We start from the raw sequence: 25,070 nt of genomic DNA on the forward strand, positions 1-25,070 counted from the left end.
ATCACCGACCTAGCCACCCCTTGTTGACGGGGTCTCACCGTCGTGGCGCGGACTGCCGCAGGACTCCCGCACCACAAGCCGACAAGGCAATTTCCTGACGCCCGGCTCCACCGGGCGACCGTCGACCTGAGCCAGCAGCGCCAGCCCGGCCTGCCGCCCGAGCGCGGCCAGGTTCATGTCGATGGACGTCAGCGGCGGCCGGCTCTGGGAGGCGATGATCTCCCAATTGTCGAAACCGATGACCCCCACATCTTCCGGCACGCTGAGGCCGCGCTCGCGCAGCGCGTCGATCACCCCTCGCGCAATCATGTCGTTGCCGCAGAAGATCGCATCGGGTTTGGCTCCCCGTCCCGCAAAGAGCCGCCCCACCGCTTCGTGCCCCCATGCCTCGGACCAAGCTCCCATCAGGGGAGGAAAGGGCGACAATCCAGCCTGAGCCTGCACATCGTGGCAGGCCTTGGCGCGAAGATTCACGACGGAGAAGCTTGCCGGGCCAGTAATATGAGCAATCCGGCGCCTGCCGAGGCCCAGGAAGTGTTCGGTCGCAAGGCGGGCCCCGGCTTCGTCGTCGGAGACGAACGCCGCCGCGCCCGGATCGGGTTCGGTAAAGGCGTAGACGGCCGGTATGCCGAGATTCGAGAGGTCGACCGGAAGCCGGCGGTCGATCCGCTTGCCCGTGGCGATAATGCCGTCGACCCGCTTGTCGAGCATGGCATTGACGTGGAGCTGCGCCAGGCGCGGATCGTCCTCGACATTGCACAGGAAGACGGAGACGCCCTTGTCGACCAGGGCGTCGGTAATCCCCGCCATCAACGGGAGCGAAAAGCGGCCATAGGTATCGTTGGTCAGCAGCCCCACCGTAAAGCTGCGGCGGCGGAGCAGGCTCTGCGCCAGGGCATTGGGTCGAAATCCCAACCGTGCGGCAACCTCGCGCACCCGCTTGCGGGTTTCGGCCGTCATCCGTCCCTGACCATTGAGTGCTTTGGAAGCCGTGGCGAGGCTGACGCCGGCGGCAGCCGCGACGTCCCGCAGCGTGACGGGTTCGGACGCCCCCTCGCCTCCCTTCGACATCACAGCTCCTCACCTGAGAAAAGGTTTTCTCTTTCCCAAAAAAGCGACGTCAAGCGTAAAAAGCGCGGCTTTATGGTGGGAAAAGGTTTTCTCACTTTTATAGCAGATCGAGGCCTCGGACAAGGCCTATTCATCGGACGATCGAAATCGGCCCCCCGGCGAGATTGCCCTTCGACGATAGGCCGCTCGCGCACAATGAGTGGAGAACCTACGCCCAGCCATCCTGCATTTGGGAGGCTCAGTAGCGGTTTACGGCCAATCTCTGCTCCAGGCCTCGATCATCCCACGTCCCCTCTTACGCACGTCGAGCGTTCGCGGCGCTTGACAAAGTGTGGTTCTGGCCTCAGAATGAATTTAATATCACATATGAATAAATATTCATATCGACATGGAGGACTGATGACGGCGCCCCCCCACGCTTTGAATCTCGTTGAAGCCGAGGCGTCCGGGCCTGCCTCGTACCCGGCACCGCTGGCGGCCGTCGCGCCTCCGAGCTTCGAGAAAACCGGCGATCCCGCCGCGCTGGCGGAGATCGCCCGTCAGGTGCGGATCAAGATCGTCAGGACCATCGCCCAGGCAGGCCTTGGCCATGTCGGCGGCGATCTCTCGGTGACCGATATCCTCACCACCCTCTATTTCGGCGTGCTCAACGTCGATCCCGCCACCCCGGCCAAGCCGGACCGGGATCGCTTCATCCTCTCCAAGGGACATTGCGCCGCCGCCTTCTACAGCGTGCTGTCGCTGCGCGGCTTTTTCGATCCGGCCGCCGTCGATACCTTCATGAAGCCGCTGGCGGCCCTCAACGGCCATCCCAACCGCCGCAAGATCCCGGGCGTCGAAGCCAATACCGGCCCGCTCGGCCATGGCCTTCCGATCGGCGTCGGCACCGCCGTCGGGGCCGCGATCACCGGACAGGATTGGCGCACCTTCGTGGTGCTCGGCGATGGTGAGCTGCAGGAAGGCTCGAACTGGGAGGCAGCCATGGCTGCCGGCCATCGCAAGCTCGCCAACCTTACCATCATCGTGGATCGCAACCGCTTCCAGCAGGGCGCGGGTACGGAAGCCACCAACACCCTCGAACCGCTCGCCGACAAGTTCCGCGCCTTCGGATGGGAGGCCATCGACGTCGACGGCCATGACATGACAGCCTTGCTCCGCGTACTCGCCGCCCGCGGCACGGACCGCCCCCGGGCCGTCATCGCCAAGACCTATAAGGGCCGCGGCGTCTCCTTCATGGAAGATCGGGTGGAGTGGCATCACAAAGTGCCGAGCGCCGAGCAGGTCGAGATCGCATTGAAGGAATTGTCGCTATGAGCGCCCCCGAAGCTCCCCGCCCCGCCGGCGCCCCAGAGACGTTCGACTGCCGGGTCGCCTTTGCCGAGGAACTGATCGCCCTCGCCCGTGCCGACAGCCGCATCGTAGCCGTCTGCAACGACAGCGTCGGCTCGAGCAATCTGGGGGCCTTTCAAAAGGAGTTCCCGGACCGCCTGGTCAATGTCGGCATCGCCGAGCAGAACATGGTCGGCGTCGGCGCCGGCCTCGCCAATGCCGGCCTGATCCCCTTCGTCTGCGCCGCAGCTCCCTTCCTCACCGGCCGGGCGACCGAACAGATCAAGGCGGACTGCGCCTATTCGCAATATCCGGTGGTGCTGTGCGGCATGTCCCCCGGCATGGCTTATGGCGAATTGGGTCCCACCCATCATTCCATCGAGGATTTCGCCTGGATGCGAGCGATTTCCGAACTCACCGTGATGGCGCCGGCCGATCCGCAGGAAACCCGCCAGGCGGTTCGCTGGGCAGCGACTGCGGGCAAGCCCGTGTTCATGCGTGTCGGCCGCTTCAAGATCCCCGCTGTGAACAGGCCGGGCGACAGCTTCCTACCCGGCAAGATCGGTACGCTGCGCGAGGGCAGCGACGTGACGCTGGCCGCGATCGGGACCATGGTGTCGCGAGCCCTTGAAGCAGCGGACCTGCTTGCGGCACGAGGCGTCTCCGCCCGCGTCCTCAATGTCTCGACGCTGAAGCCGCTCGATGAAGAGACCATCCTGCGCGCAGCTCGCGAAACCGGCCGCATCGTCACCGTGGAAGAAGCGATCAATGTCGGAGGCCTCGGAGGCGCCGTCGCGGAGACGGTGGCCCAGCACCATCCCGTGCCAATGCGAATTCTCGGCGTTCCGGGCTTTGCACCGACGGGCGACACCCAGTTCCTGCTCGATCATTTCGGCCTGAACGCCAAGGGCATCGTCGAGGCGGCGCTCGCTCTCCTGGGCAAGGGAGCACATTGATGGCCGGCCCGCTCGTTCTCGCGATCGATCAGGGCACGAGCTCCACCAAGTGCCTGCTGGTGGACGGTTCCGGCGCCGTGGTCGCGCGCGGACAGGCGCCGCTGCGCGAAAGCCACCCCCAACCCGGCTGGGTCGAGCAGGACGCCGAGGAGATCTGGCAGAGCATCAGGACCGCCGTCGCGGCCTGCGTCGCGCCCGAACAGGCCGGCGCGGTCGCGGCCGCCGGGATCAGCACGCAAAGGGAATCCTGCCTGCTGTGGGACCGCAAGACGGGTGCTGCGCTCTCGCCCGTGCTGTCCTGGCAGGATCAGCGAACCTCGGCCCTGGCGCAGGCGATCGGCGAGGCCGATACGCTTGTCCGGGTACGCCAGGTCAGCGGCTTGCCGCTCGACCCGATGTTCTCCGCCCTCAAGCTGCGCTGGCTGCTCGACCGGATCGATCCGGATCGCACCAAGGCCCGAGCCGGCGACATCCGGGTCGGCACCATCGACAGCTGGCTGCTGAACCGCCTGTCCGGCGAGCATCTCATCGAGGCGGGCAACGCCTCCCGCACGCAGTTGCTCGACGTCGTCAAGGGCCGCTGGGATGAAGGCCTTCTGGAGCTGTTCGGCATACCGGCCGAAACACTGCCGCGCCTCACACCCTCGAGCGGGCCCTTTCCAAGCCTTCGCGGTCTCCCGCCCTTGCCGGACGGAATCCCCCTCCTGGCGGTGATGGCCGATTCCCATTCTGCGCTGTTCGCGCATGGCGCGATTCAGCCCGGCGAAGCCAAGGCCACGCAGGGAACCGGTTCGTCCGTGATGGGCCTGATCGCGGATGGCGCCGCCCTCGATCCGGGCCTCTGCCTTACCATCGCCTGGGCCATCGACGGTGTCGGGCCCGGGCAGCTCGCCCTCGCCGCCGAAGGTAATATCAGGGCGGCAGGTTCCACCTTGCGATGGGTGGCCGGCATTCTGGGCGTCGATACGGACGAATTGGCGAGGCTGGCGAGTACGGCCCCGAGCAGTATTACCCTGGTGCCCGGCTTCACCGGACTCGGCGCACCGTGGTGGGACGCCGAAGCCGTCGGCCTGTTGACGGGCATCACGCTCGGCACCGACAGGAATGCCATCGCCCGCGCGGCCATCGACAGCATCGCGCATCAGATCGCCGACGTCGTCGAGGCTCTCGAGCGCAGCGGCTCGCCGGCGCATCGGCTCCATGTCGATGGCGGCCCCACCCGGAACGACCAGCTCATGCAGATGGAGGCCGACATGATCGGCCGCCCCATCCTGCGAGGGCATACGGCTGAACTCTCGGCGCTGGGCGTTGCCCATCTGGCCGGTCTCAAGGCCGGATTCTGGGATGCCAGGAAACTCGCCGCGCTCGAACGTCCGCGGGATGTCTTCGAACCGGCGATGGGCACAGCCGAACGCCAGGCCGAGCGCCGGCGCTGGCTCGATGCCGTGGCCCGTTCGCGCCTGCGACCGGGCACCTGATTCGGCGCCTACACCACACCAAAAGCCACGACAAGGGCGAAAGAACCAAAGCGGGAGGAAGGAAAATGTCAGCCCAAGTAGAGAATTCGGATCGAGCGGGGCCGCGCTTCAAGATCGACCTGACCGCAGGCGTCTGGGGCCCGTTGATCGGCCTGCTCGTGCTGATCGCCTTCTTTTCGATCCGGGCGCCTCATTTCTTCACGGTGCAGAACGCCATCATCATTTTCGACCAGGTCACGGTTTACGGCATCCTGGCCATCGGCATGACGCTGGTGATCATCACCGGCGGGATCGATCTGTCGGTCGGCTCGGTGCTGGCCTTCTCGGCCATGACCACGGGCTGGCTGTTCTCCACCGTCGGGCTGCCCTTCGTTCCGGCCTTGCTGCTCGGCATCCTGGCCGGGGCGGCCTGCGGGCTGGTCTCGGGCCTGTTGATCACGCAGGCGCGCCTGCCGCCCTTCATCGCAACCCTGGCCATGATGACGGTCGCCCGCGGCCTCGCCAACAAGTATACGGACGGAAACGTGGTTTCCGGCTGGCCCGACGCCTTCAACACGCTCAACACCTATCGCCATTTCGGGCTGATCACCGCCACCACCGCCTTCTTCCTTCTGCTTGTCGTGCTGACCTGGGCTTTCCTGAAATATCGCCCGGCGGGGCGCAATCTCTATGCGATCGGCGGCAATCCGGAGGTGGCACGCCTGGCCGGCATTTCGGTGAAAGTGCAGATCGTCATCGTCTACGCCGTCGCCGGGGCCTTGTCCGCCATCGCCGGCATGGCCAATGCCGCCCGCCTGCAGACCTCCCAGCCCTATGACGGGCTCGGCTACGAACTCACCGCCATCGCAGCCGTGGTGATTGGCGGGGCATCCCTCTCCGGCGGCGTCGGCAGCATCGGGGGCACGCTGATCGGCATTCTGATCATCGGCGTGCTCAATTCTGGCCTGAGCCAGATCGGGGCGCAGACCTACGACAAGGACGTGATCATCGGAATCATGATCGCGGCCGCCGTCGCCTTCGACACCCTCATCCGGCGACGCCGGTAACCCGATCGGGGCGGGCCACACCCTCCCGATGTCTCAACTAAGCCTGCAACAAGATCTCCAACCGAGGAAACTCCCCATGAGCAGAACCATCCGCGCTCTCGGCCTGACGCTCGCCTTCGCCGTTTCGCCCCTTGCCGTCTCCGGCGCCTGGGCCGCCGACAAGGTCAAGGTCGGCCTTGCCGTCGCCAATCTACAGGCCGACTTCTTCAACCAGATCAAGCAGTCAGTCGAAAAGAACGCCGCGGCGATGGGAGCGGAGGTCGTCACCGTCGACGCCAAAGGCGATGGCGCCACCCAGGTCAGCCAGATCCAGGACCTGATCACGCAGAAGGTCCAGGCCCTCATCTACATTCCCGCCGGCGCGGCAGCCGCCAGCGTTCCGGTCAAGGCAGCCAAGGCCGCCGGCATTCCGGTCATCGCCGTCGACCGCAACCCTGCCGATGCGCCCGGCGATACCTTCATCGCCACCAACTCGGTGGCTGCGGCCAAGACGCTCGGCGAGCATGTCTGCAAGGTCACCGGCGGCAAGGGGGAACTCGCCATCATCCAGGGCCAGATCGGCACCACGCCGGAGCAGGACCGTGACAAGGGCTTCAAGGAAGCCATGGCCAATTGCGCCGGCATCAAGGAAGTCGGCCGCGAGGCCTCCAAGATGTGGATGAAGGACGAGGGCTTCAACATCGCCCAGAACATGCTGCAGCGCGATCCCACCATCAGCATCTTCTTCGGACGCGCGGACGCTCTCGCCCTCGGTGCCGCGCAGGCAGCCAAGGCCTCCGGTTCCGATCACAAGGTCTGGGTTTTCGGCTTCGATGGCGACCTTGCCGGCCTCAAGGCCGTCAAGGACGGCACCCTCGACGCCACCATGACGCAGCGCACCCAGTTCATGGGCAAGCTTGCCCTGCAATCGGCACTCGACCTCGTCGCCGGCAAGAAGGTGCCGGCCGAGCAGTTGCAGGACGCGGCGCTGACCACCAAGGACAATGTGGATCAATACATCGCCGAGCATCCCTGATGCCACGGCCCGTCTGCGGCGCGCATCGAGCGCCGCAGACATTCGAATGCTCCCCGCGAGCAAACCCGCTCTTCATGTGATCCCGGCCGCGCCACCGCGGCCTGAGCGCCCCTTTGTCGGAGGCCCGTCATGAATGAAATCCCAGAACCGGCCGCTGTCGGCCTGTCGGTGCGCGGCGCCTCCAAGCGCTATGGGCCCGTGACGGTGCTGGAGGGCGTCGACATCGATGTCCGCCCCGGTGAAGTCGTCGCCCTGCTCGGCGAGAACGGCGCCGGCAAGTCGACCATTTCCTCCATCATCGCCGGACTGATCCAGCCGAGCGCCGGCACGATGAGCTGGAACGGCGAGCCCTATGCGCCGGCCAGCCCCGCCGATGCGCTCGCGCGCGGCATCGGCCTGATCCATCAGGAGATGCGGCTCCTGCCCGATCTCACCATCGCGGAAAACGTCTTCGTGGGCCGCCAGCCCACGAAATCCGGCCGCATCGATCGCGCCTACATGGCAAAGCGCGCCGCCGAACAGCTCCATCGGCTCGGTCTCGACGTATCCACCTCCACCCTGGTCCGCAATCTGCGCGTAGCGGCCCAGCAGCAGGTCGAGATCGCCAAGGCGCTCACCCTCGATGCCAAGCTCCTGATCCTCGACGAGCCGACCGCGGCCCTGGGCGGCGAGGAAACCGATCACCTCTTCGAGCAGATCGAGCGGCTGAAGAAGGAGGGCATGGGCTTCGTCTATATCAGCCACCGCCTGGACGAGATCGCCCGTATCGCCGATCGCGTCGTCGTCCTTCGCGACGGGCGGCTGGTCGGTACCTACGCCACGGCACAGGTGCCGGTGAAGACCCTGGTCGAGGCCATGGTCGGCCGTTCGGTGGAACGCATGTTTCCCGCTGTGACCACGCCGGCCGATCGTGAGGTCCTGCGCGTCGAAGGCTTGGGCGCCCCCGACAAGTCCTTTCAGGACATCAGTTTCAACGTGCATGCCGGCGAGGTCTTCGGCATCGCCGGCATCGTGGGTGCCGGGCGCACCGAGCTGGTGCGCGCCATTGCCGGCGCCGATCCCATTGCCGCCGGCACCATCACCATCGACGGCAAGCCGCTTTCCCCGCGCAGCCCGGCCGACAGCCTCACGGCCGGCATCGTGCTCGTGCCGGAGGATCGCAAGGACCAGGGCCTCATTCTGGAGCATACGATCGGCGACAACATCGCCCTGGGCAACTATCCGAGGATCGCCCCCTCCGGCTTCGTGACGCCGAGCGCCGTGCGCAGCTACGCCAACCAGAACATCAAGCGTTTCGGCGTGAAAGGCAGCGCCGGCCAGCCCGTCGGCCATCTTTCAGGGGGCAACCAGCAGAAGGTCGTCCTCGCCAAGTGCATCTCGCGCCGTCCCAAGGTGGTCATCCTCGACGAGCCGACCCGGGGCATCGATGTCGGCGCCCGTGCGCAGATCTACGAGGTGATCGCGGACCTTGCCCATCAGGGCCTCGCCGTCATCGTGGTCTCCTCGGACCTGGACGAGGTGCTCGGCCTGTCCAACCGCGTGATGGTGCTCAGCCGCGGCCTCAATCGCGGCATTCTCGACCGCAATCAAGCCAATCGCGTCTCCGTTATGGAACGCGCCACACTCTGACTCCAGGAGCGGATATGGAGATCTTCAGACTGGACGGCCAGGCCGCCTTCGTCACGGGCGCCGGCAGCGGCATCGGCCAACGGATCGCCATCGGCCTCGCGGAGGCGGGCGCCGACGTCGCCTGTTTCGACCTGCCCGGCTCGGCGACCATCGACCATACGGTGAACGCCATCGAAAAACTTGGGCGCAAGGTCATCGCCCTGGCAGGCAGTGTCACCCAGGCGGACGATCTCGCCCGCAGCATCCGGGAAGCCGAGAAGGCGGTGGGCCCGCTGTCCATTGCCATCAATGCCGCGGGCATCGCCAACGCCGCGCCGGCCGAGGACATGCCGCTCGAACAATGGCAGCGCATGCTGGACATCAACCTGACCGGCATCTTCCTGTCCTGCCAGGCGGAGGCTCGGGTCATGCTGCCGCGGGGGAGAGGCGCCATCGTGAACATCGCCTCGATGTCAGGATCGATCGTCAATCGCGGCATCCAGCAGATCCATTACAACACTTCCAAAGCCGGAGTGGTCCATCTGACCAAGAGCCTGGCGATGGAATGGGTCGATCGGGGCATCCGCGTCAATGCGATCAGCCCGGGCTATACCTCCACGCCCATGAATTTGCGCGCGGAAGTCGCCGAACAGGTGAAGCGCTTCGAAGCCGAGACGCCGATGGGCCGCATGGCGACGGTCGACGAGATGGTCGGGCCGGCCGTTTTCCTCGCTTCGCGGGCTTCTTCCTTCGTCACGGGCGTCGACCTGCTGGTCGATGGCGGCTTCGAGTGCTGGTGAATGTCAACAGGGGCAACGTCACGGTGCACGAGTGAGATCCGTGCTTGTCGCTCTTCAACGATCCGGTCGAGAATGCGGTTTCGCCTCGCGAGGCAGCTTGCCCGCGAAAATCGCTCTCTCGCCGGATAACGACCGAAGCCATGTCCAGGGCCGACGAACTCCGCCTCATCACACGCGTTGCGCAGATGTATTACCTTGATGCCGTCAAGCAGTCGGATATCTCCGAGCGCCTCCACATTCCGCAGGCGCGGGTGTCGCGCCTTTTGAAGAAGGCGCTGGACGAGAACATCGTCCGCATCTCGATCACGCCGCCGCCGGGGGTCTTCGCCGAGCTGGAGGCGGGCCTGCGCGAGCGTTTCGGCATCGAGGAAGCCATCGTTGCCGAGGCGCTCAGCGAACGGGACGAAACCGTTCTGGCCGCCATCGGCGATGCCGCCGCCCATTTCCTCGAATCGACGATCGCGGATGACGAAGTCATCGGGGTTTCCTCCTGGAGCCTGTCGCTGATGCGGACCGTGGATGCGATCACGCCGATCAAGCGCGTTCAGGCGAAGAAGGTGGTGCAGATCTTCGGCGGCATGGGCAATCCCACCATGCAGTCCCACGCCCAGCACATCGTCACCCGACTCGCCCAGCTTACCAATGCCAAACCGCAATTCCTGCCGGCGCCGGGCGTCGCCGGCTCGCCGGAGAGCAAGAATGTCCTGATGGCGGACCCCTTCGTCGAGGAGACGGTACGCTGCTTTCGGGAGATCACTCTGATGCTGGTCGGCATCGGCTCGATGACGCCATCCTACATGCTCGTCAATTCCGGCAACGCCTTCACCCGCGAGGAACTGGACGAACTGGCTGCCCACGGCGCCGTCGGCGACATGGGCCTGCGCTTCTTCGATGCAGAAGGCAGGCCGGTGGTCACCCCGCTCAACGACAGGGTCATCTCGATACCGCTCGAGGAGATCAAGGCCGCCAAGCGGGTCGTCGCCGTCGCCGGCGGTAGCCGCAAGGTGCCGGCCATTCGTGCCGCCATGCTCGGCGGCCTCGTCGACGTCCTCATTACCGATCACTTCACCGCCGAGCAGTTGCTCGGCAGCGAACCCACCCGAAAGACCTGAAAGGACAAGCCATGACCACCGCCTCCCGTTTCTCCGGAAAAACCGTCGTGATCACAGGCGCCAGTCGAGGCATCGGCGCCGCCATCGCACGACGCTTTGCCCGGGAAGGCGCGGCGGTCGTCGCGAGCGCCAACGAGGCGCGCGTCGAGGAGGTGGCAGCCGAGATCAAGGCGCAAGGCGGCAAGGCGGCGGCCTTCGTCGCCGACGTCACGGACAAGGCCAGCGTGGTCGCGCTCTACGATGCCGCCGAGCAGCAATTCGGCCGGGTCGACATCTCCATCCAGAATGCCGGCGTCATCACCATCGCCCGGATCGAGGACATGACCGAAGCGGAATGGGACAAGGTCATCGATGTCAACACCAAGGGCGTCTTCCTGTGCTGCCAGGAAGCGATCCGGCGTATCCGCAAGCACGGCCAGGGAGGCCGGCTGATCAACACCGCCTCAGGGCAGGCACGCCAGGGCTTCATTTTCACGCCGCATTATGCCGCCTCGAAATTCGGCGTCGTCGGCGTTACCCAGAGCCTGGCCAAGGAAGTGGCAAAGGAAGGCATCACCGTCAACGCGTTCTGCCCCGGTATCATCGAAACGGATATGTGGGCCTACAACGACACGGCCTGGGGCAAGCTGCTGGGCGATTACAAGCCCGGCGAACTCATGGCCGAATGGGTCCGCAACATTCCCATGGCCCGTGCCGGCAATGGCGAGGACGTCGCCGGCCTAGTCGCATTCCTGGCCAGCCAGGACGCCGCCTATATCACCGGCCAGACCATCAATGTCGATGGCGGCCTCATCATGTCCTGAGGCATGAGCGGCATCGGCCGGACGCACGGGGGCCACCTTCATTCGGCAACTGACGTCCATTTCGAGGAATGGCGCAAGGTGGCGGCAACAAAAAACGGCCCGGCGATGTCGGTCGTCCGGGCCAGTTCGTTGCCTGCGACACGTCATTGTGCCACGAGGTAAACTGTCGTTGTGCCGCGTGAAGCGAACGTGATAGAGCCGATGCCGAGCCGTCACACTTGGAAATCGGCCTGAGCTTGCCGACATCAGTCTTGGGGCTCTGGAGGGTGACAAGCCACCGCCTTGGCCGGAACCCGGTATGATTCGCTCGGATCTTCGTTTGCTGTTAGAGCAAGAGGGCCGGCTCGCGACACCTGATCCGATCTGACATCGTCCCTGTCCCGGAACATAGGGGCATAGGTGGGACGCCGGAACATTCGGAAGGAATGGATTGATGGCCCGAAATCCCCCGCCTCCCAGCAAATCGGAGAAGAGACAGGCCGAAACCGATAGTGCGGCATACGCGCTCATCGTGAGCGAGACGCAGACTCGTGACGAAAAGACCGCGCGTCTAAAAGCGTTGCGGGAAAAGCGAGATGCGAGCGGTGGCGAACCCAAGCCATCCGTTCAGCATGGGCCCGTGAAACGGCACCGCATTCGCCGTGCCATGACCCAGAAGCGGCAATAGGCTCGACGCCGGTAAATCGAAGGGAACAAGGCCATGCCCGATAGCGTCGATCCGATTGAGCGCATCTGTCGCGCCTTGTGCCGGTTCCATGGCAATCCCGAGAACATCCAATTCGACGGGAGCCCGATGTGGGAATCGTATCGGGACGAAGCAATGGCCATTTTGTGGGTGTTGAGAGAAGACGATTGGCTGCCGCACGGACTGGTGGTGAGAAAAGACGCCCGGCGGAGCGTGTGATTGCGGCGCCTGCGTCCTCCATTGCCCAGGGTGGATTAATGAATGACATTTGGAAGGTGATGTGTTAATTTAACATATGTCCAAATTAGATTTTTTCGTTCCTGCTGAGCTTTTTGTTAAATCAAAATCGGCCGGATGGGTTCGAAGCTCCATAAAATATCGACGTTTTGAGAGCCTTTCTTCTGCCGTAAACTTTGCGATGGACGAGTATGGAGCCAATCTTAATGGTATCTCCATACAAACAAACACCGACGAATATACCGGTTCCGCTATTCGGTCCCTTTATGAGAACGAGCAATATCCGTTAAGGGGCAGGCGAGCCGTCCAACAGCGCAGCCCAAAGGCCGCGAACTCGGCGAGTGGTCCGGCTGCCTCGGCCAGTCATAAGTTCAAGATCGGTGACGCAGTCAGATATTTGCGGCCGGGCCTGGTGGGACAGAGCGGATATTACGAGATCGTCAAAGTCCTTCCCGTCGAAAATGCCGGGCCGGCCTATCGCATCAAAAATAAAAGCGAGCAGCATGAGCACGCTGTCAAAGAGCACGAGATAGCGCCCGTCTAGAGCAAAGTGCGATTTCCCTAAATCGTACCTTCTCTCCAACCGTTTATTTTGACGCGTTTTCCTAATCGAAAAATCCGTCGACTTTTCTGAGAAACGCTCCAACGCTCTGTCTCGGTCGGTCGAATTCGTTCGACTGGATTCAAAAATCGACCTCTCGGGGCAGTGGCCATGGCCGGATTGCTCCGATTTTTCACTCAACCGGAAAGGAAATAAATCATTGCAGGTATTGGTGCGGGACAACAATGTTGATCAGGCCTTGCGAGTGCTGAAAAAGAAAATGCAGCGCGAGGGCGTCATTCGTGAACTGAAACTGCGCAAGGCTTACGAAAAACCATCGGAACGCAGGATACGCGAAAAAGCGGAGGCCATTCGCCGCGCCCGCAAGCTCGCCCGCAAACAGGCCCAGCGCGAAGGCCTTCTCCCACGTCCCAAGCCGCGCGATGCCTCCGTCAAGCGCGGCGGTTCAAAGCCACGCCCCGGTTCAGCGGCCTGAAGCGCCTTCCAGAAAAGTCGACAGGATTTTCGCCAAGAAAACGCCTGAAAGCAAAGAGTTAGGGAGAAGCACGCTGGACCAGGTCTGGCGGCTTCTTTTTTCATGTACATCCCGCAAGGTGGCGGCCATGGCGGCGATAGGCTTTCCATGGTTTGTGAATCAAGACAGCTGCCAGCTCGCCGCGTGACGTTTCGTTCCGGATATTCTCAATTGGGAGCGTCCGGATTATCCACCTGGCATCCGATACCGTGGCAGCCCTGATAATTGCCCTGGGTATCGAAATTGGGATTGCCCTGCCTGTCGAACTGCGGCCTGGTATCGATGGTCTGATTGTTCGACTGCGACCAGCTGCTGTTGTTGTTCCAGCTGCTGTTGCTATTCCCGTTGTTGTCGGCTTTCTGCCGCCATGCGTCCCAATTGGCCTGGTCCCTCGCGGCCTGGGCCTGCTGCGCCGCTGCCTGTCTCGCCTTGTCGGCGGCCCGCGATTGGGCTGCCGTGTTCATGCACTCCGCCAGGGCCTGCGAGCCGGGCGCAAAACCTTGGGCCTGGCAGAGCCGGTTGTCGTTTCTCATGTCGATCGCGCGCTGCTGTTCGTCAGTCTTGCAGCCGGCGAGAAGGCTCAGCGCGCCGAGCACGATGAGGACACGTTTCATGTCGAACTCCATCAAGGATCGTCTGGATAAGGGGCAGGATCGTCAGTTGGCGGTGGGAACCGGGCAGCTGGTATCGCCCTCCCCGCAGCTCAGATAGGCCTCGAGCGAGCGAACCCTGGCTTGAGTGACCCTGTCCAGGCACATCGAATAGACCATGGGATAGATGCTTCCTCCCGAGGCACCGGAGGCGGAGAAGGTGCATTCGGCGTCGCGGAAGGCCACCCAGGCCCGCTGCGCGGCAACAAGCCGTTTCTTGGTATCGGCATTGTCCTTCAGTCGTTGCTCGATCTGCTGGTAGACGGCATTCAGATCGGCATCCGATTTCTTGAAAGCCTTGTCGGCGCATTCGTTCATATCGGCCTGCGTGGCGGCGTTCGCGCAATTTGTCGCCCCGGCAGCCGCAGCTCGCCCCGCCGTTGCGACCTGGGCAGGCGCGCTTGCCGATCCCGAGCCGGAACCGGTGCCGGCTACGCTTTCCCGCTTCAGGGACAGGATGCCATTGTCGTACCAATAGAGTGAAACGACATCCGGCTGGACGGGCAGCACCACCGCGCCGGGCCCCCATCCCTGCGAGCCGCACAGGATATTGTAGCCGCCCTTCACCTTGTATCCGGCGTCCGGATCGTTGCGGTCGGCAGGCGTCAATTTCGGTGCTGCGTTGCAGTTGTCGGTGTTCGGATCGATCGGCTTGGCCTTGGTGCCCTGGACCCAGATGATCTTGCCTGCGTCGAATTCGACGACGGCCCCCATATATTGTGGATCGTTGTTGACCAGGGCTTGTACGCCATTCCCCGCAACTTTGACGCCCTGGACCTTCCATCGTCCAATAAGTGAACTGTAATGAAAGTCTGCTGCGTGACTTGGGAGTGTCGACACGACCAGCACGCCCGCCGCCAGAATTCCACCAAACGCCCGCATGCCCCTAATTCCCCTATGAGAATGCTGAATTAAATCCTGTATGGATCTTCGCATTTCCTTCAGGGAACAAACGAATAGATCGAAACAGACGGCAGTCAACCGCCGGTCGGTTTCTTTCTACCACCCAAAGCTCCTCGCACCGACGCCGAGCCGGCCGCCTGTTCCAGCAGACAGGGCGTTCCGAGGCAAAGGCCCTGCCGTTAACGCTGGCGAAAGAAAGCCGATCGAAGGGGGCTGGATCGCCGATCGAGCCGCGATCCAGGCATGGTGGTCGGAAGGGTTTCAGGCAAAACCGGCCGCGCTCGAAATTCAGCTTTCCTCACCACGTGCTTTGCCTACCGGCCTCACTCGTTGCCGACCGTCATTTGCCTGAAGACCTCGTCCCGCCTGACGAGAAGATGGAACAGCGCCGCCGCGATGTGAACCAGAACCAGCGCAAAGAAAGCCATTGCGAGGTAGAAATGGGTGTTCCACAGCAGGGCGTGCATCTCGCGGCTGGCAGGAAGGATCGGGGGCAGGCGCAGACCGCCCGCCAGGACGATCGGATAGCCTGCCGCAGACATCATGGCCCACCCGATCAACGGCATTCCGATCATCAGCAGATAGAACGCCAGATGTGAAAGATGCGCCGCCAGTTTCATCGGCGCCGGCAGATCGCCAGGCAAAGGAGGTGCGCCCCTTTTCAACCTGACCGCCAGCCTCAGGAGCGCCAGCACCAGGATGGCAACGCCGAGACTCTTGTGAAGCGAGATGAGGGACAGATAATCCGGTCCGATCGTCCTCACCATGGCCACACCGATGAACAGCATGGCGAGAATGCAAATCGCCATTACCCAATGCAGCAACCGCTGCAAAATCGAGAAGGAGCCGATCGCCGCTCTCATCGCGTTGCTCCCTGTTGCCTAGGGTAGCTGCCGGACTCGGCCGTCCGCCTGTCGAAAGAGACGGCATAGGCCGCGGAACGAGCTGCAGGGAATGGGTCGTCGGAGGTGCGAATGCCGTCCGGCAGTACGGTCGGATCGAAGTTGATGTCGCGGCACGGGCCGTGATCCTCGGGGATGATCTGCGTCGCGGTAAGCGTTCCCACCTCCTCCGCCTTGCGATCGGTGGGCCAGGGCTTGCTCGGGTCTGCGGTGGGATCGCCCGGATTGGCCAGTGTAACCACCAGCTTCCAAGACACGGGCCCAGCCTTCACTCTTTCGACGATTTCCTGCTCGAGGAAGTCGGCATCGCGCTTGGCCAGATCGTCCGGTGCGATGGCGGTCGCCGCAATCGTGGGGACCAATGACCAGCGCACCGTATGTTCCGTGCCGGCGGCATTGGTGAAGACGAAGCTATTCAGGCTGTTGAAGCGCTCCTGAGCGTAGCTGGCCGTCCAGGGCGCGCTCTTGGCCCATTCGCCGAACGCGGCAATCTCGGGATGGGCGCCGGCGAAACGCTTCATCGCCTCCGGATCCTTGCTCGCCGATGCGGTCAGAAGCTCGTAAAACGCCTGCGGCGTGGACACCGGAAAGAAAGGCGGATCGATCATGGCGCTACGCCATTGTTGGCCGTCAGCACCGGTGATCTGAATCCCGATTCCCCTCACCCGGACAGCGGCATCGCGCGCGGTCGGATCCGGCGTGGCAAGGTTGAGGCGGCCGACGGCCGGGTATTTGCCGGGGGCAAACATGCTTGCCTTCGACAAATTGACGCCAGAGCCATTTGCTTCGAACTCACCTGTGAAACAGATGCCTTTCGCGTGATTGCGCCGATGGCCGGGCGCAGGCCCCGATGCCGGGGCGAGAGCGTCCACAAGTTTCTGCGACGTGAGGGCGTGAGGTGAAAGCCAGCCCGCAGTGTAGGCAAAGGCAGCGCCTCCGCCTGCGACGACCACGCCAATGATTACAAAGGATAACCAGCTAGAATAGAAGGACGTCGAACCTGGTGACATCACAATTCCTTGAGCCAAGTTCCACGGCGGCCAAGTGAAAACGCAGTTTCATCCTCGCTCGCCGAAGCATTTTTCATTCTTCTCCCGGCGATAAAAGCAAGTCAAGGAGTACCGTTTCGTCGACGGAAATTCAGCCGAGCTGACTGTGCGCGCGTTCGATGAATCTCAGGCGCAATCGCACAATGGGATCGGCCGAAATCGAGGCCTCCTCCTGAAAATCCCGTTACGGGCGGGTCGAACCAATGGCGGGAATGACGCCATTTTCGCCGAAGCTGGAACGCTGGCCTGACTGAGACGCGCGGAGGGGCCGAATTGTCGCGCCCTCCCCTTCAGGAGCGCCTCGCTCCAACGCGCGTCGATGCCGCCGACGGTGCAGCGGTGCCAGGGGTCGTGGCTGTGAGGCGGGACCGTCGTTCGTGTTATCCCCGCACATTGCTGGGGCACGGTCCGCCAGCAAGGCGCCCTCCCATCTCGAGCCGTCAGCTCGGATCGGCTCCCATCACGAGGCCCTCGATATCGTGCTTCTGGCTGATCGGCACGAGTTCGTCCACGACCCTGCAGACGAGGTGTTTCTTCGCGATATCGGGCAAGGCATCATACCAGTCGCGCGTTACCATCATATCATGCAGTTCGGCATGCCCTGCCCCCGGCGCATCGACGCCAAGGACCATCACGGGCCGCGCGATCGGCGATTGATGCTCCGTTCCGCGATGGACCGTCAGCGCCGACCGACAGGAGATATCGCCCCGCTGCGGATATTTGCGGGTCGCACGCTCCTGGAAGCGGCCCCAGAGCGACTTGTCCGGAAACATCTCGTGCTTCCATTCACGGCCGTCGTCATATTGCGTTCCGGGGGCTATTTCGAAAGGACCCATGTCTTCGGTGACATCGACGCCGGTGAGGTTGAAAGCGAGCGAGGTGATTTTTCGATCGCGATAGGTGTCGGCAGGTGAAGGAAAGTCGCGGTGCCAGGGCTGGTATTTCGCACCCTGGAACGGCACGTCGAAGCCGATTTCCACGATCTGATAATCGGGCCCAAGCACATGCGTGCAGACATCCACGACCCAGGGATGGGTGATGAGGTCCACGAAACCGCGGAAGGCCTGCGGATGTATCTCGACATACCAACGGCGTGGACCACGGCCGACGGCGCCACCGGGCCGTTGAATCGCCGCCCAGAAAGCCGTCATCATGTCTTCGCGCATCTCGTCGGCCCATTCTGGACTGAAAGCGCCTTTCAGCCCGATGATACCGTCTTCGGCGAGCTGCGCCGCCTGAGAGGCGATATCGTATTTGAACGAAGGTTGCGTCGTCATTCAGCCGTCTCCTCCTGATTTTCCGAGATACTAGCCAGCCGATAATTATTCGCATAGCCCGACGAGCCCTCGGGCGATCCGCACGCGCATTGCGGTTGGTGTCTTCGGCGACGGCGGCCCGGGGGGGTCGCCCATTTGGTCGTCTTGATCGAACGCACGATTGCTGGTCCGTTGTACCAAGCGGCGTCACGAACTTCCGACGAGTCCCCCATTTCGAGATGCGAGGAACCCAAATGGCAACGAAGCGCTGGATCCGACGGCCGGAAGGATCGACATGGGGCGATTGGGGCGAGGACGACGAGCGCGGGCGCGCCAACCTGTTGACACCGGAAGCCGTCCTGCGGGGCATTCACGAGGTTCGTGAAGGGCGTACCTTCTGCCTGTCGCTTCCGCTGGACTATCCCGGCGGCAACGCGCTCAACCCTCGCCGGGGGCCACCCGTGTTGCGGCCGACCGAGCGCGACGGCAAGCCCTTCATGAACTATCCGCTGCGCTGCGACGATCCGACGGCAACAGATGTGGCCAGCGACGATCAGGTCGTGCTGGCGCTGCAATATTCGACGCAGTGGGACACCTTCGCCCATGTCGGACAGATGTTCGATGTCGACGGTGACGGCAAGCTGGAAGATGTCTATTACAACGGCTTTCGCGCCAACCAGGACGTTGTCGGCCCCGTCGTTTATGCCGAGGATGGCACCAGCACGCCGACGGCGGCACACAGGGGTGCATTGCATCTCGGCGTCGAGAATATCGCCACCGCCTGCATGCAAGGCCGGGGCGTGATGGTCGATCTCTTCGCCCACTATGGCCGCAGTGGCCAGCTCATCGGTTATGATGAACTCATGAGGGTGATCGAGGCAGACGAGATCTCGATCCATCCAGGCGACTTCGTGCTGTTTCGCACCGAGTTCGGCCGCGCACTCTTGGAGATGCACAGGCAGCCGGACACAGGCAAGCTTTTTTCCACCACGAGCGCGCTCGATGGCCGCGATCCCAAGCTCTTGCAATGGGTGACGGATTGCGGGGCGGTGGCCCTGGTGGCCGACAACTATGCCGTAGAGGCTCTGCCTGCCCGCCCCTGTACGAGCGATCATTGCGCCAGATTGCCTTTGCATGAGCATTGCCTGTTCAAGCTCGGCTGCTATCTCGGCGAGCTTTGGTATCTGAGCGAGCTCGCGGATTGGCTGCGCGAGAACAAGCGGACGAGCTTCCTTTTGACCGCTCCGCCGCTGCGTCTGCCCGGCGCGGTCGGAAGCCCGTTGACGCCCATCGCCACGGTATGATCGCCCAATGGCACGGCCGGGCATCGCCCGGCCGGCAAATCAGTACGGCGAGCCGATGATTTCGGTCAGACCCGCCTTGTCGGGTGGCCCGCCATTATACTTGATGGAGGCGAACATGCCGCCATCGGACACGACATAAGGGCCCTTGTCTTTCTCGCCCCAGATCAGCGCAGTGCTGCCCCGGATGGCCGGGTCATGCGAGAATTCCACTGATTTGCCGTCGAGGATCACGTACAGGCTCTTCTGATGGGTGGTATAGAAGAGATTGCCTTTCGGCGAGAAGGCGATGTCGTCGGCCCTGGCATTCTCCTGATAGGCTTCGATGGGGCCAAGTTTCCCGGCCGGGTCGAGGCGCGCTCGATAGATCGTCTTGCGCGCCGTGTTGGAGATATAAAGATAACCGTCGTGGATCTTCAGCCCGTTGGCCGCCGGCGTGACAATCGTGGGGTCCGGCGTGTCGAGCAGGGGATCGGAGGCGAACTTCGTCAGCTCACCGCTTTTGGTGTCGAGCTGCCAGATAGTACCGCCGATTGAATCGGCGATCAGAAGGCGCCCCGGCGCCAGTCGCACCCAACCGTTCAGGAGCCTCGCATCCTTGGCTTCCTTGAAGAGTTCCGGTTTGCCTTCAGGGCGAATGCGGTAGATCGTGTTGGCGTCGGGGCCGTTCACCGGCGTCAGCGCGTTGCGGCCGATGGCACCGACATAGAGAGTCCCATCTGAGTCGAAGATCAATCCGAGCGGATAGGCCGGCAGCTCTGCAAAGATTTTCAGTCCTTCCACATCCGCGTAGCGAAGGATGCGGCGATGGTTGTGATCGGAGATATAGAATGCTCCGTCCGGCCCGAGCGCGATATTCTCCCAAAGAGAGAGCTCACTGGCCTGGCCGACCACTTTCGATGTGACTGCCGCCAGGGCTTGCGCGGGATCTTGCGTGGCAGTTGCAGGTTCCGTCGCCCTGGCCGCAACGCTCCCCCCGGCCAACAGCGCCGTGGCCAGGAAAAGGCTGCTGCAAAATGCACTGATACCGGAACGGCTGACCACCCCGGCCCGGCCCGTGCCAACACATTCTGTAATTCTTGGCTGTTCGATCCGACGGTGAAACGCACTGGCCAGTTTCATTATCGCACACTCCCTAAAATGGTGCGCCCACGATGCCGGGGCGGGTTGGGGAACGAGACGGAGAAATTGGTGCGCTTCTCACGCCAGGGCGGCTCAAGGTCGCATGGGCGGCGAGAGGCGAGCTTCCTTGCCAGGCCGGATCCATCCGGGCCTTGATATAAAGGCGCGCCGGATCGGCGCGCGGCGATTGCGGGAATGCCGGAACAAAGCCTGGAGGCTCTGTTGGCGGCGAGGACCTATTCCGTAACGTCGACCGACGGTACCCGGCTTGCCGTGTCCGAAAGCGGACTCGGGACGGGGCGCTCCATCATCCTGCCCGCTGCCGCCGAGATTACGGCACGGCATAGCGCCCACGCCCAACTCTCCTGGTACGCCGAAAGCGGTCATGCGCCCTTCTGGGAGGAACCGGAACGTTTCAATCGCGAGCTCGCGGCTTTTGCTGAGAGATGCTGAAACGCCAGCCGGCATGGCTTTCACGTCTTTAAGGCCATGGCCGGCGCATTTTCTGCGACCGGCGGGCTGCACGTTTCGCCCAGCACCAGATCGAAGCCGACGATGCGCGTCAGGCGCTCTGCTGCGGGCTCCTCCAAGCGGCGCAGGATCAGTTCGGTGGCGGCGCGTGCGACTTGATCAAGATTAAAACGCACGGCCGTCATAGGGGGATGCATCAAGGCAAAGCCGCGCTCCGTGCCGATGCCGATCACCGAAAGATCGTCGGGAATGCGACGTCCCGCCTGCCGCGCCGTATTCATGGCCGCCGGCAATATCGGCGTACCCAGGCAGATCATCGCCGTCGGAGGTTGCTTCAAAGCCAGCATCGCCTCCATCTGGGCGACAGGCTGATCGGTGGCCGAACGCAGCATACAGATCAGATCCTCATCGAACGGCAAACCCGCCGACTTCAGGCCTTCTTTGTATCCCTCCAGCCTTTCACGGCCGCCGCGAATGGCCAGCGAGGGGCCAAACAGCGCAATACGCCGATGGCCCAGGCTGGCGAGATAGCGCGTCGCCTGGCGCAATGCGGCGCGATGATCCTGCAGCACGAAATCGGCCGGGAAATCGATGTCCCGATCAAAAACCAGGAGCGGCAGCTTGCAGCGCGCATAAGGATTTTCATCCTCGCCGAAATTCTCGCGGCTCGGTGTTACCACGATGGCTTCGACCCGGCGCATTTCGAACATGGCCAAGAGCTCGGCTTCGCGCGCGGGGACGTCATATGTACTGGCCACCAGCAGCGAATATCCGTTTGCGTAAAGATGGAACTCCAGCGCAGCAAACAGCTCGGCCAATAGTGGATTGGCCATGTTGGATACCATCAGGCCGATCGTGCGGCTGCGCCCTGTGCGCAATTGACGCGCACTATAGTTGGGGATGTAGCCCGTCAACCTGACTGCCTCCTCGATCCGGCGGCGAACCTCATCGCTGACATAGCCGCTGTCGTTGAGCGCTCGCGACACCGTGGCAATCGACACGCCTGCCGCTTCTGCAACGTCTCGGACGGAAATTTTTTGTTTCATGCTTTTCATGTGAAAAAATTACACCTGTTGCATATGGAAAGCAACAGGTATATGTTGCACAAAATGTGGAAACGTTTTCAGAGGCAAGCACCTGCGATGATCGAAACGACTCCTGGAAATCTGGATGGTCGGAAGATCGTTGTCATCGGCGGCGGCCAGCTGGGCCGGCCCGAGCCGGCCAGCAACGGCAGGGCGATCTCTCTAACGCTGGCACGGCGCGGCGCCCATCTGATGGTGGCCGACCGCAGCGAGGCGGCGGCCCGATTCTCGGTCGACGCCATACGGTCGGAAGGCGGCATCGCCGATATGGTGAAACTCGACATCGCCGATTCAGACGCGGTGCGCCGGTGCTTCAATGAATTCGACGCCGAGGGACCGATCGATGGCCTGGTGCTCAATGTCGGCATCAGCGACAGGCGGCGGCTCGAAGACATCACGCCGCAGTCGTGGGACGCCATTTTGAATGTCAACCTCCGCGGCCACATGCTTTGCGCCCAGGCTGGCCTTGAAACGATGAAGCCAGGATCGGCCATCGTCTTCATCTCGTCCTTATGCGCCCATCTGCCTCTGGCACGAAATCCCGCCTATGAGGCCTCGAAAGCCGGCATCGGCGCCTTATGCCGGGCGGTCGCGATGAGTGGGCACGAGCGCTCCATCCGCGCCAATTGCGTGGTTGCCGGCTTTGTCGACACCCCGATGGGCCTGGCCGCAAGCGCCGCTCGCCCCGAACGCGCAAGAAGGCCTCTTCCCTTCGGCCGGATGGCAAGCGCCTGGGAAATCGCCGAGGCCGTCGCCTTCCTGATCAGCGACCAATCCTCCTACGTCAACGCCACCGAACTCCTGGTCGACGGTGGCCTGGCGGCTGGAATCACACTCCCCGTTCAAGCAGAGGAAAACGATCATGCGCCCCATTGATTACGTTCTGCGCTCCGCTCAACGCTTCCCGGACAAAGTGGCCCTGGAAGGGCCCGAAGGCACGCTGACCTACGCCGAATTGATCGCGAAGTCAGAGGCCTGCGCGGCATTCATCCAGGACCTGGTGCCCGACGAGCGCGGCCGCGTCGGCATACTCGCAGCCAACAATTTCGCCCACGTCGTCACCCTGCTGGGCATCCTTCTGTCGGGCCGCATCTGGGTACCGCTGAATACCCGCTCGGCCCAGGCCGAGATCGCGCGAGCGGTCCGTTTCGTGACACCTTCACTGATTGTAGCGGACGCTTCCTATGTCGGCCTGGTGCCTCCCACCGAGGGCCTCGAGATCGTACTGGGCGCACCGGGACAGGAACCCGATCCGAAGCTGCGGCGCCTGACCGACGAGCTCCAAGCCTACGCCGGGAAGAAGCCGAAGCCGATCTACCACCCGCTCGCCGAGACGCAGGCGATCAAGTTTACCGGCGGCACCACCGGCGCCCCGAAAGGCGTCATGCAGTCATATCGCGGCTGGAACGCTGGAATCGTTTCCTTCATTCACGCCATGCGTCTCCAGGAGGATGAACGCTTCCTGGCGACCGCCTCCATCTCGCATGGCACCTCCGCCTTCCTGTTCCCCATCCTCGCCCAAGGCGGCACCATCGTCCTGCCGGAAGCAAATCGGCCGCCCGATCTCGTGCGCATTCTCGAGCGGGACCGCATCACGGCGACATTTCTGCCCCCGACATTGATCTACAGCATCCTGGAAGAGCCGACGGTACGCGGTCGCGACTGGAGCGCCTTGCGTCATCTGATCTATGGTGCCGCCCCCATGCGGGAAGACAAGGTCGCCGAAGCCCAGCAGGTCTTCGGTCCGGTGCTTGAAACCGCCTACGGCCAGACCGAATCCCCCGCGATCATCGCCTTCCTGACGGCCGCCGAGGCCATGAAGCCGGAAAACCGGCCGACCGTCGGACGGCCCACCATCCTGACCAGCGTTGCCATCCTGGATTCCCAGGGAAACGAGGTTGCGCCCGGCGAATGGGGCGAGATCTGCGTTCGTGGCGATCTTGTCATGACCGGCTATTGGAACCAGCCGGAGAAGACGGCTGAAGCCTTCACCAAGGGCTGGCTGCGCACCGGCGATGGCGGCTATCTCGACGAGCGCGGCTATCTGCGCCTGGTCGACCGCATCCGCGATGTCATCATCACGGGCGGGTTTAACGTCTATCCCGCCGATGTCGAGACCGCGATCGGCCAACACCCCGACGTCATCGACTGTGCGGTCGTCGGCATCCCCGATTCCCACTGGGGCGAAGCAGTGCACGGGGCGGTGCAGCTGCGCGCCGGCTCCACGCTGAGCGAGCGCGAACTCATCGCCTTCGTGCGCGGCATTCTCGATGGGGTGAAGACACCCAAGGGCGTGCATTTCTTCGACGAACTGCCTCGCACAGCCAATGCCAAGGTTTCCAAGGCGGAGGTGCGGCGCGAGATCGATCGCCGCCTCGGGGAGGCTGCCGCATGAGCACCGGAGCCAGACAGAAAGTCCTGGTGACCGGAGCCTCCTCCGGGATCGGGCTCGCTATCGCCAAGGATCTGGCAGCGCATGGTTGGGAAATCATCAATTTCGACCGGAACGCCCCGCCCGAACCCAATGGACGTTTCATCCAGGTCGACATGTCCGATACCGATGCACTCGCCGACGCCTTGGCTTCCATCCAGGACGATGCTCCCCTCGGCCTCGTCAACAATGTCGGGCTGGTGAAGCCCGCTTCGATTGATGCGACCACATTGTCCGACTTCGACTATCAGATGGCGGTCAATGCCCGTTCGGCCCTGCAATGCGCGCAGGCTTTGTTGCCGGCGATGCGCAAGGCCCACTATGGCCGCATCGTCAACATCTCGAGCCGGGCCGCTTTCGGTAAGGAATTGCGCTCAGCCTATTCGGCCAGCAAGGGCGCGGTCATCTCCATGACGCGGACGTGGGCGCTCGAACTCGCCGGGGACGGCATCACCGTCAACGCGGTGGCGCCGGGCCCGATCGCGACGGATGCCTTCAATGTCGCCAATCCACCCTTCAGCGAACACACCCGCAAGATCCTGGCGACGATTCCTGTCAAGCGGCTCGGCACCAGCGAGGACATCGCCAACGCCGTGAGCTTCCTGATGGACGAGCGCAGCGGCTTCATCACCGGCCAGACACTGATGGTCTGTGGTGGCATCACCGTCGGACTCGGGGGGTAAT

Annotated in this window: 25 protein-coding genes; 17 read left to right on the plus strand and 8 right to left on the minus strand. The window is 63.1% G+C overall.

The window, feature by feature from the left end; translation table 11 throughout:
* Positions 1-9 precede the first annotated feature (9 nt).
* Positions 10-1,071 (minus strand): LacI family DNA-binding transcriptional regulator, encoded by a 1,062-nt coding sequence (locus C5L14_RS03405; protein WP_105860582.1) that lies wholly within the window; start codon positions 1,069-1,071, stop codon positions 10-12.
* Positions 1,072-1,470: 399 nt separating this feature from the next.
* Here C5L14_RS03405 and C5L14_RS03410 point away from each other — a divergent pair, with 399 nt between their 5' ends.
* From C5L14_RS03410 to rpsU, 12 genes are all read left to right on the plus strand, one after another.
* Entirely contained in the window at positions 1,471-2,385 is a 915-nt protein-coding gene (locus tag C5L14_RS03410; protein ID WP_105860583.1) for a transketolase, read from the plus strand.
* Positions 2,382-3,356, plus strand: a complete 975-nt coding sequence (locus C5L14_RS03415) for a transketolase family protein (protein WP_105860584.1) — start codon at positions 2,382-2,384, stop codon at positions 3,354-3,356. The genes C5L14_RS03410 and C5L14_RS03415 overlap by 4 nt, the downstream gene beginning before the upstream one ends.
* Positions 3,356-4,834 (plus strand): FGGY-family carbohydrate kinase, encoded by a 1,479-nt coding sequence (locus tag C5L14_RS03420; RefSeq protein ID WP_105860585.1) that lies wholly within the window; start codon positions 3,356-3,358, stop codon positions 4,832-4,834. Before C5L14_RS03415 ends, C5L14_RS03420 begins: the two co-directional genes overlap by 1 nt.
* 65 nt (positions 4,835-4,899) lie before the next feature.
* A complete protein-coding gene (locus C5L14_RS03425) occupies positions 4,900-5,880 on the plus strand; it encodes an ABC transporter permease (protein WP_105860586.1) in 981 nt (326 codons plus the stop codon).
* Between the two features lie 76 nt (positions 5,881-5,956).
* Entirely contained in the window at positions 5,957-6,895 is a 939-nt protein-coding gene (locus C5L14_RS03430; protein WP_105860587.1) for a sugar ABC transporter substrate-binding protein, read from the plus strand.
* A 129-nt stretch (positions 6,896-7,024) separates the two neighbouring features.
* On the plus strand, positions 7,025-8,524 hold the full coding sequence (locus tag C5L14_RS03435; RefSeq protein ID WP_105860588.1) for a sugar ABC transporter ATP-binding protein: 1,500 nt from the start codon (positions 7,025-7,027) through the stop codon (positions 8,522-8,524).
* A 14-nt stretch (positions 8,525-8,538) separates the two neighbouring features.
* The gene (locus C5L14_RS03440; RefSeq protein ID WP_105860589.1) at positions 8,539-9,303 is read left to right on the plus strand and encodes an SDR family oxidoreductase; all 765 of its coding nucleotides are present in this window, start codon (positions 8,539-8,541) and stop codon (positions 9,301-9,303) included.
* A gap of 140 nt (positions 9,304-9,443) precedes the next feature.
* Positions 9,444-10,415, plus strand: a complete 972-nt coding sequence (locus C5L14_RS03445; protein WP_105860590.1) for a sugar-binding transcriptional regulator — start codon at positions 9,444-9,446, stop codon at positions 10,413-10,415.
* Between the two features lie 11 nt (positions 10,416-10,426).
* Positions 10,427-11,218 carry a glucose 1-dehydrogenase gene (locus C5L14_RS03450; protein ID WP_105860591.1) on the plus strand — a complete coding sequence of 264 codons (792 nt, stop codon included), beginning with the start codon at positions 10,427-10,429 and terminating at the stop codon, positions 11,216-11,218.
* 700 nt (positions 11,219-11,918) lie between these two features.
* Positions 11,919-12,122, plus strand: a complete 204-nt coding sequence (locus C5L14_RS03455) for a hypothetical protein (protein WP_105860592.1) — start codon at positions 11,919-11,921, stop codon at positions 12,120-12,122.
* Between the two features lie 76 nt (positions 12,123-12,198).
* Entirely contained in the window at positions 12,199-12,684 is a 486-nt protein-coding gene (locus tag C5L14_RS29900) for a hypothetical protein (RefSeq protein WP_146126822.1), read from the plus strand.
* Between the two features lie 217 nt (positions 12,685-12,901).
* The gene (gene rpsU / locus C5L14_RS03465; protein ID WP_105860594.1) at positions 12,902-13,177 is read left to right on the plus strand and encodes a 30S ribosomal protein S21; all 276 of its coding nucleotides are present in this window, start codon (positions 12,902-12,904) and stop codon (positions 13,175-13,177) included.
* A 206-nt stretch (positions 13,178-13,383) separates the two neighbouring features.
* On the opposite strand, the gene C5L14_RS03470 is transcribed toward rpsU, so the two are convergent.
* From C5L14_RS03470 to C5L14_RS03490, 5 genes are all read right to left on the minus strand, one after another.
* Positions 13,384-13,830: a hypothetical protein gene (locus C5L14_RS03470; protein WP_245443211.1), complete on the minus strand. Its 447-nt coding sequence runs from the start codon at positions 13,828-13,830 to the stop codon at positions 13,384-13,386.
* Between the two features lie 42 nt (positions 13,831-13,872).
* A complete protein-coding gene (locus C5L14_RS03475; RefSeq protein WP_245443213.1) occupies positions 13,873-14,580 on the minus strand; it encodes a lysozyme inhibitor LprI family protein in 708 nt (235 codons plus the stop codon).
* A gap of 512 nt (positions 14,581-15,092) precedes the next feature.
* Positions 15,093-15,632 carry a cytochrome b gene (locus C5L14_RS03480; RefSeq protein WP_105860597.1) on the minus strand — a complete coding sequence of 180 codons (540 nt, stop codon included), beginning with the start codon at positions 15,630-15,632 and terminating at the stop codon, positions 15,093-15,095.
* Positions 15,629-16,681: a catalase family peroxidase gene (locus C5L14_RS03485; protein ID WP_105860598.1), complete on the minus strand. Its 1,053-nt coding sequence runs from the start codon at positions 16,679-16,681 to the stop codon at positions 15,629-15,631. The genes C5L14_RS03480 and C5L14_RS03485 overlap by 4 nt, the downstream gene beginning before the upstream one ends.
* A gap of 479 nt (positions 16,682-17,160) precedes the next feature.
* On the minus strand, positions 17,161-17,997 hold the full coding sequence (locus C5L14_RS03490; RefSeq protein WP_105860599.1) for a phytanoyl-CoA dioxygenase family protein: 837 nt from the start codon (positions 17,995-17,997) through the stop codon (positions 17,161-17,163).
* A gap of 233 nt (positions 17,998-18,230) precedes the next feature.
* Here C5L14_RS03490 and C5L14_RS03495 point away from each other — a divergent pair, with 233 nt between their 5' ends.
* Positions 18,231-19,280, plus strand: coding sequence for a cyclase family protein (locus C5L14_RS03495; protein WP_105860600.1), 1,050 nt, complete (start codon positions 18,231-18,233; stop codon positions 19,278-19,280).
* Positions 19,281-19,319: 39 nt separating this feature from the next.
* Here C5L14_RS03495 and C5L14_RS03500 read toward each other — a convergent pair whose 3' ends face one another.
* Positions 19,320-20,399: an SMP-30/gluconolactonase/LRE family protein gene (locus C5L14_RS03500; protein WP_146126823.1), complete on the minus strand. Its 1,080-nt coding sequence runs from the start codon at positions 20,397-20,399 to the stop codon at positions 19,320-19,322.
* Positions 20,400-20,594: 195 nt separating this feature from the next.
* Between C5L14_RS03500 and C5L14_RS03505 the strand changes: the two genes are divergently transcribed.
* Complete coding sequence (locus tag C5L14_RS03505; protein WP_105860602.1) at positions 20,595-20,852, plus strand: alpha/beta fold hydrolase; 258 nt, start codon at positions 20,595-20,597, stop codon at positions 20,850-20,852.
* 20 nt (positions 20,853-20,872) lie between these two features.
* Here the strand turns inward: C5L14_RS03505 and C5L14_RS03510 are convergent, their stop codons facing one another.
* On the minus strand, positions 20,873-21,925 hold the full coding sequence (locus tag C5L14_RS03510) for a LacI family DNA-binding transcriptional regulator (protein WP_210203197.1): 1,053 nt from the start codon (positions 21,923-21,925) through the stop codon (positions 20,873-20,875).
* Here C5L14_RS03510 and C5L14_RS03515 point away from each other — a divergent pair.
* Genes C5L14_RS03515 through C5L14_RS03525 form a run of 3 tightly spaced genes read left to right on the plus strand, consistent with a single transcriptional unit; the run spans position 21,908 to position 25,069 of the window.
* Positions 21,908-22,831 carry an SDR family NAD(P)-dependent oxidoreductase gene (locus C5L14_RS03515; protein ID WP_210203198.1) on the plus strand — a complete coding sequence of 308 codons (924 nt, stop codon included), beginning with the start codon at positions 21,908-21,910 and terminating at the stop codon, positions 22,829-22,831. The two genes, C5L14_RS03510 and C5L14_RS03515, sit on opposite strands and share 18 nt — an antisense overlap.
* Complete coding sequence (locus tag C5L14_RS03520) at positions 22,818-24,350, plus strand: class I adenylate-forming enzyme family protein (protein WP_105860605.1); 1,533 nt, start codon at positions 22,818-22,820, stop codon at positions 24,348-24,350. The genes C5L14_RS03515 and C5L14_RS03520 overlap by 14 nt, the downstream gene beginning before the upstream one ends.
* Complete coding sequence (locus tag C5L14_RS03525; RefSeq protein ID WP_105860606.1) at positions 24,347-25,069, plus strand: SDR family oxidoreductase; 723 nt, start codon at positions 24,347-24,349, stop codon at positions 25,067-25,069. Before C5L14_RS03520 ends, C5L14_RS03525 begins: the two co-directional genes overlap by 4 nt.
* Position 25,070: the final 1 nt, after the last annotated feature.

The organism is Labrys okinawensis (assembly GCF_002982075.1).
GTDB classification, from domain to species: domain Bacteria; phylum Pseudomonadota; class Alphaproteobacteria; order Rhizobiales; family Labraceae; genus Labrys; species Labrys okinawensis_A.

What these genes read in the sequence shown, in the direction of transcription:
- C5L14_RS03435 (WP_105860588.1), top strand. Translation starts at nt 7,025, where the DNA reads ATGAATGAAATCCCAGAACCGGCCGCTGTCGGCCTGTCGGTGCGCGGC.
- C5L14_RS03450 (WP_105860591.1), top strand. Translation starts at nt 10,427, where the DNA reads ATGACCACCGCCTCCCGTTTCTCCGGAAAAACCGTCGTGATCACAGGC.
- C5L14_RS03430 (WP_105860587.1), top strand. Translation starts at nt 5,957, where the DNA reads ATGAGCAGAACCATCCGCGCTCTCGGCCTGACGCTCGCCTTCGCCGTT.
- C5L14_RS03425 (WP_105860586.1), top strand. Translation starts at nt 4,900, where the DNA reads ATGTCAGCCCAAGTAGAGAATTCGGATCGAGCGGGGCCGCGCTTCAAG.
- C5L14_RS03475 (WP_245443213.1), bottom strand. Translation starts at nt 14,580, where the DNA reads ATGGGGGCCGTCGTCGAATTCGACGCAGGCAAGATCATCTGGGTCCAG.
- C5L14_RS03500 (WP_146126823.1), bottom strand. Translation starts at nt 20,399, where the DNA reads ATGAAACTGGCCAGTGCGTTTCACCGTCGGATCGAACAGCCAAGAATT.
- C5L14_RS03505 (WP_105860602.1), top strand. Translation starts at nt 20,595, where the DNA reads ATGCCGGAACAAAGCCTGGAGGCTCTGTTGGCGGCGAGGACCTATTCC.
- C5L14_RS03495 (WP_105860600.1), top strand. Translation starts at nt 18,231, where the DNA reads ATGGCAACGAAGCGCTGGATCCGACGGCCGGAAGGATCGACATGGGGC.
- C5L14_RS03410 (WP_105860583.1), top strand. Translation starts at nt 1,471, where the DNA reads ATGACGGCGCCCCCCCACGCTTTGAATCTCGTTGAAGCCGAGGCGTCC.
- C5L14_RS03445 (WP_105860590.1), top strand. Translation starts at nt 9,444, where the DNA reads ATGTCCAGGGCCGACGAACTCCGCCTCATCACACGCGTTGCGCAGATG.
- C5L14_RS03480 (WP_105860597.1), bottom strand. Translation starts at nt 15,632, where the DNA reads ATGAGAGCGGCGATCGGCTCCTTCTCGATTTTGCAGCGGTTGCTGCAT.
- C5L14_RS03405 (WP_105860582.1), bottom strand. Translation starts at nt 1,071, where the DNA reads ATGTCGAAGGGAGGCGAGGGGGCGTCCGAACCCGTCACGCTGCGGGAC.
- C5L14_RS03525 (WP_105860606.1), top strand. Translation starts at nt 24,347, where the DNA reads ATGAGCACCGGAGCCAGACAGAAAGTCCTGGTGACCGGAGCCTCCTCC.
- C5L14_RS03510 (WP_210203197.1), bottom strand. Translation starts at nt 21,925, where the DNA reads ATGAAAAGCATGAAACAAAAAATTTCCGTCCGAGACGTTGCAGAAGCG.
- C5L14_RS03415 (WP_105860584.1), top strand. Translation starts at nt 2,382, where the DNA reads ATGAGCGCCCCCGAAGCTCCCCGCCCCGCCGGCGCCCCAGAGACGTTC.
- C5L14_RS03485 (WP_105860598.1), bottom strand. Translation starts at nt 16,681, where the DNA reads ATGTCACCAGGTTCGACGTCCTTCTATTCTAGCTGGTTATCCTTTGTA.
- C5L14_RS03490 (WP_105860599.1), bottom strand. Translation starts at nt 17,997, where the DNA reads ATGACGACGCAACCTTCGTTCAAATACGATATCGCCTCTCAGGCGGCG.
- C5L14_RS03440 (WP_105860589.1), top strand. Translation starts at nt 8,539, where the DNA reads ATGGAGATCTTCAGACTGGACGGCCAGGCCGCCTTCGTCACGGGCGCC.
- C5L14_RS03470 (WP_245443211.1), bottom strand. Translation starts at nt 13,830, where the DNA reads ATGAAACGTGTCCTCATCGTGCTCGGCGCGCTGAGCCTTCTCGCCGGC.
- C5L14_RS03420 (WP_105860585.1), top strand. Translation starts at nt 3,356, where the DNA reads ATGGCCGGCCCGCTCGTTCTCGCGATCGATCAGGGCACGAGCTCCACC.
- C5L14_RS03455 (WP_105860592.1), top strand. Translation starts at nt 11,919, where the DNA reads ATGCCCGATAGCGTCGATCCGATTGAGCGCATCTGTCGCGCCTTGTGC.
- C5L14_RS29900 (WP_146126822.1), top strand. Translation starts at nt 12,199, where the DNA reads ATGTCCAAATTAGATTTTTTCGTTCCTGCTGAGCTTTTTGTTAAATCA.
- C5L14_RS03520 (WP_105860605.1), top strand. Translation starts at nt 22,818, where the DNA reads ATGCGCCCCATTGATTACGTTCTGCGCTCCGCTCAACGCTTCCCGGAC.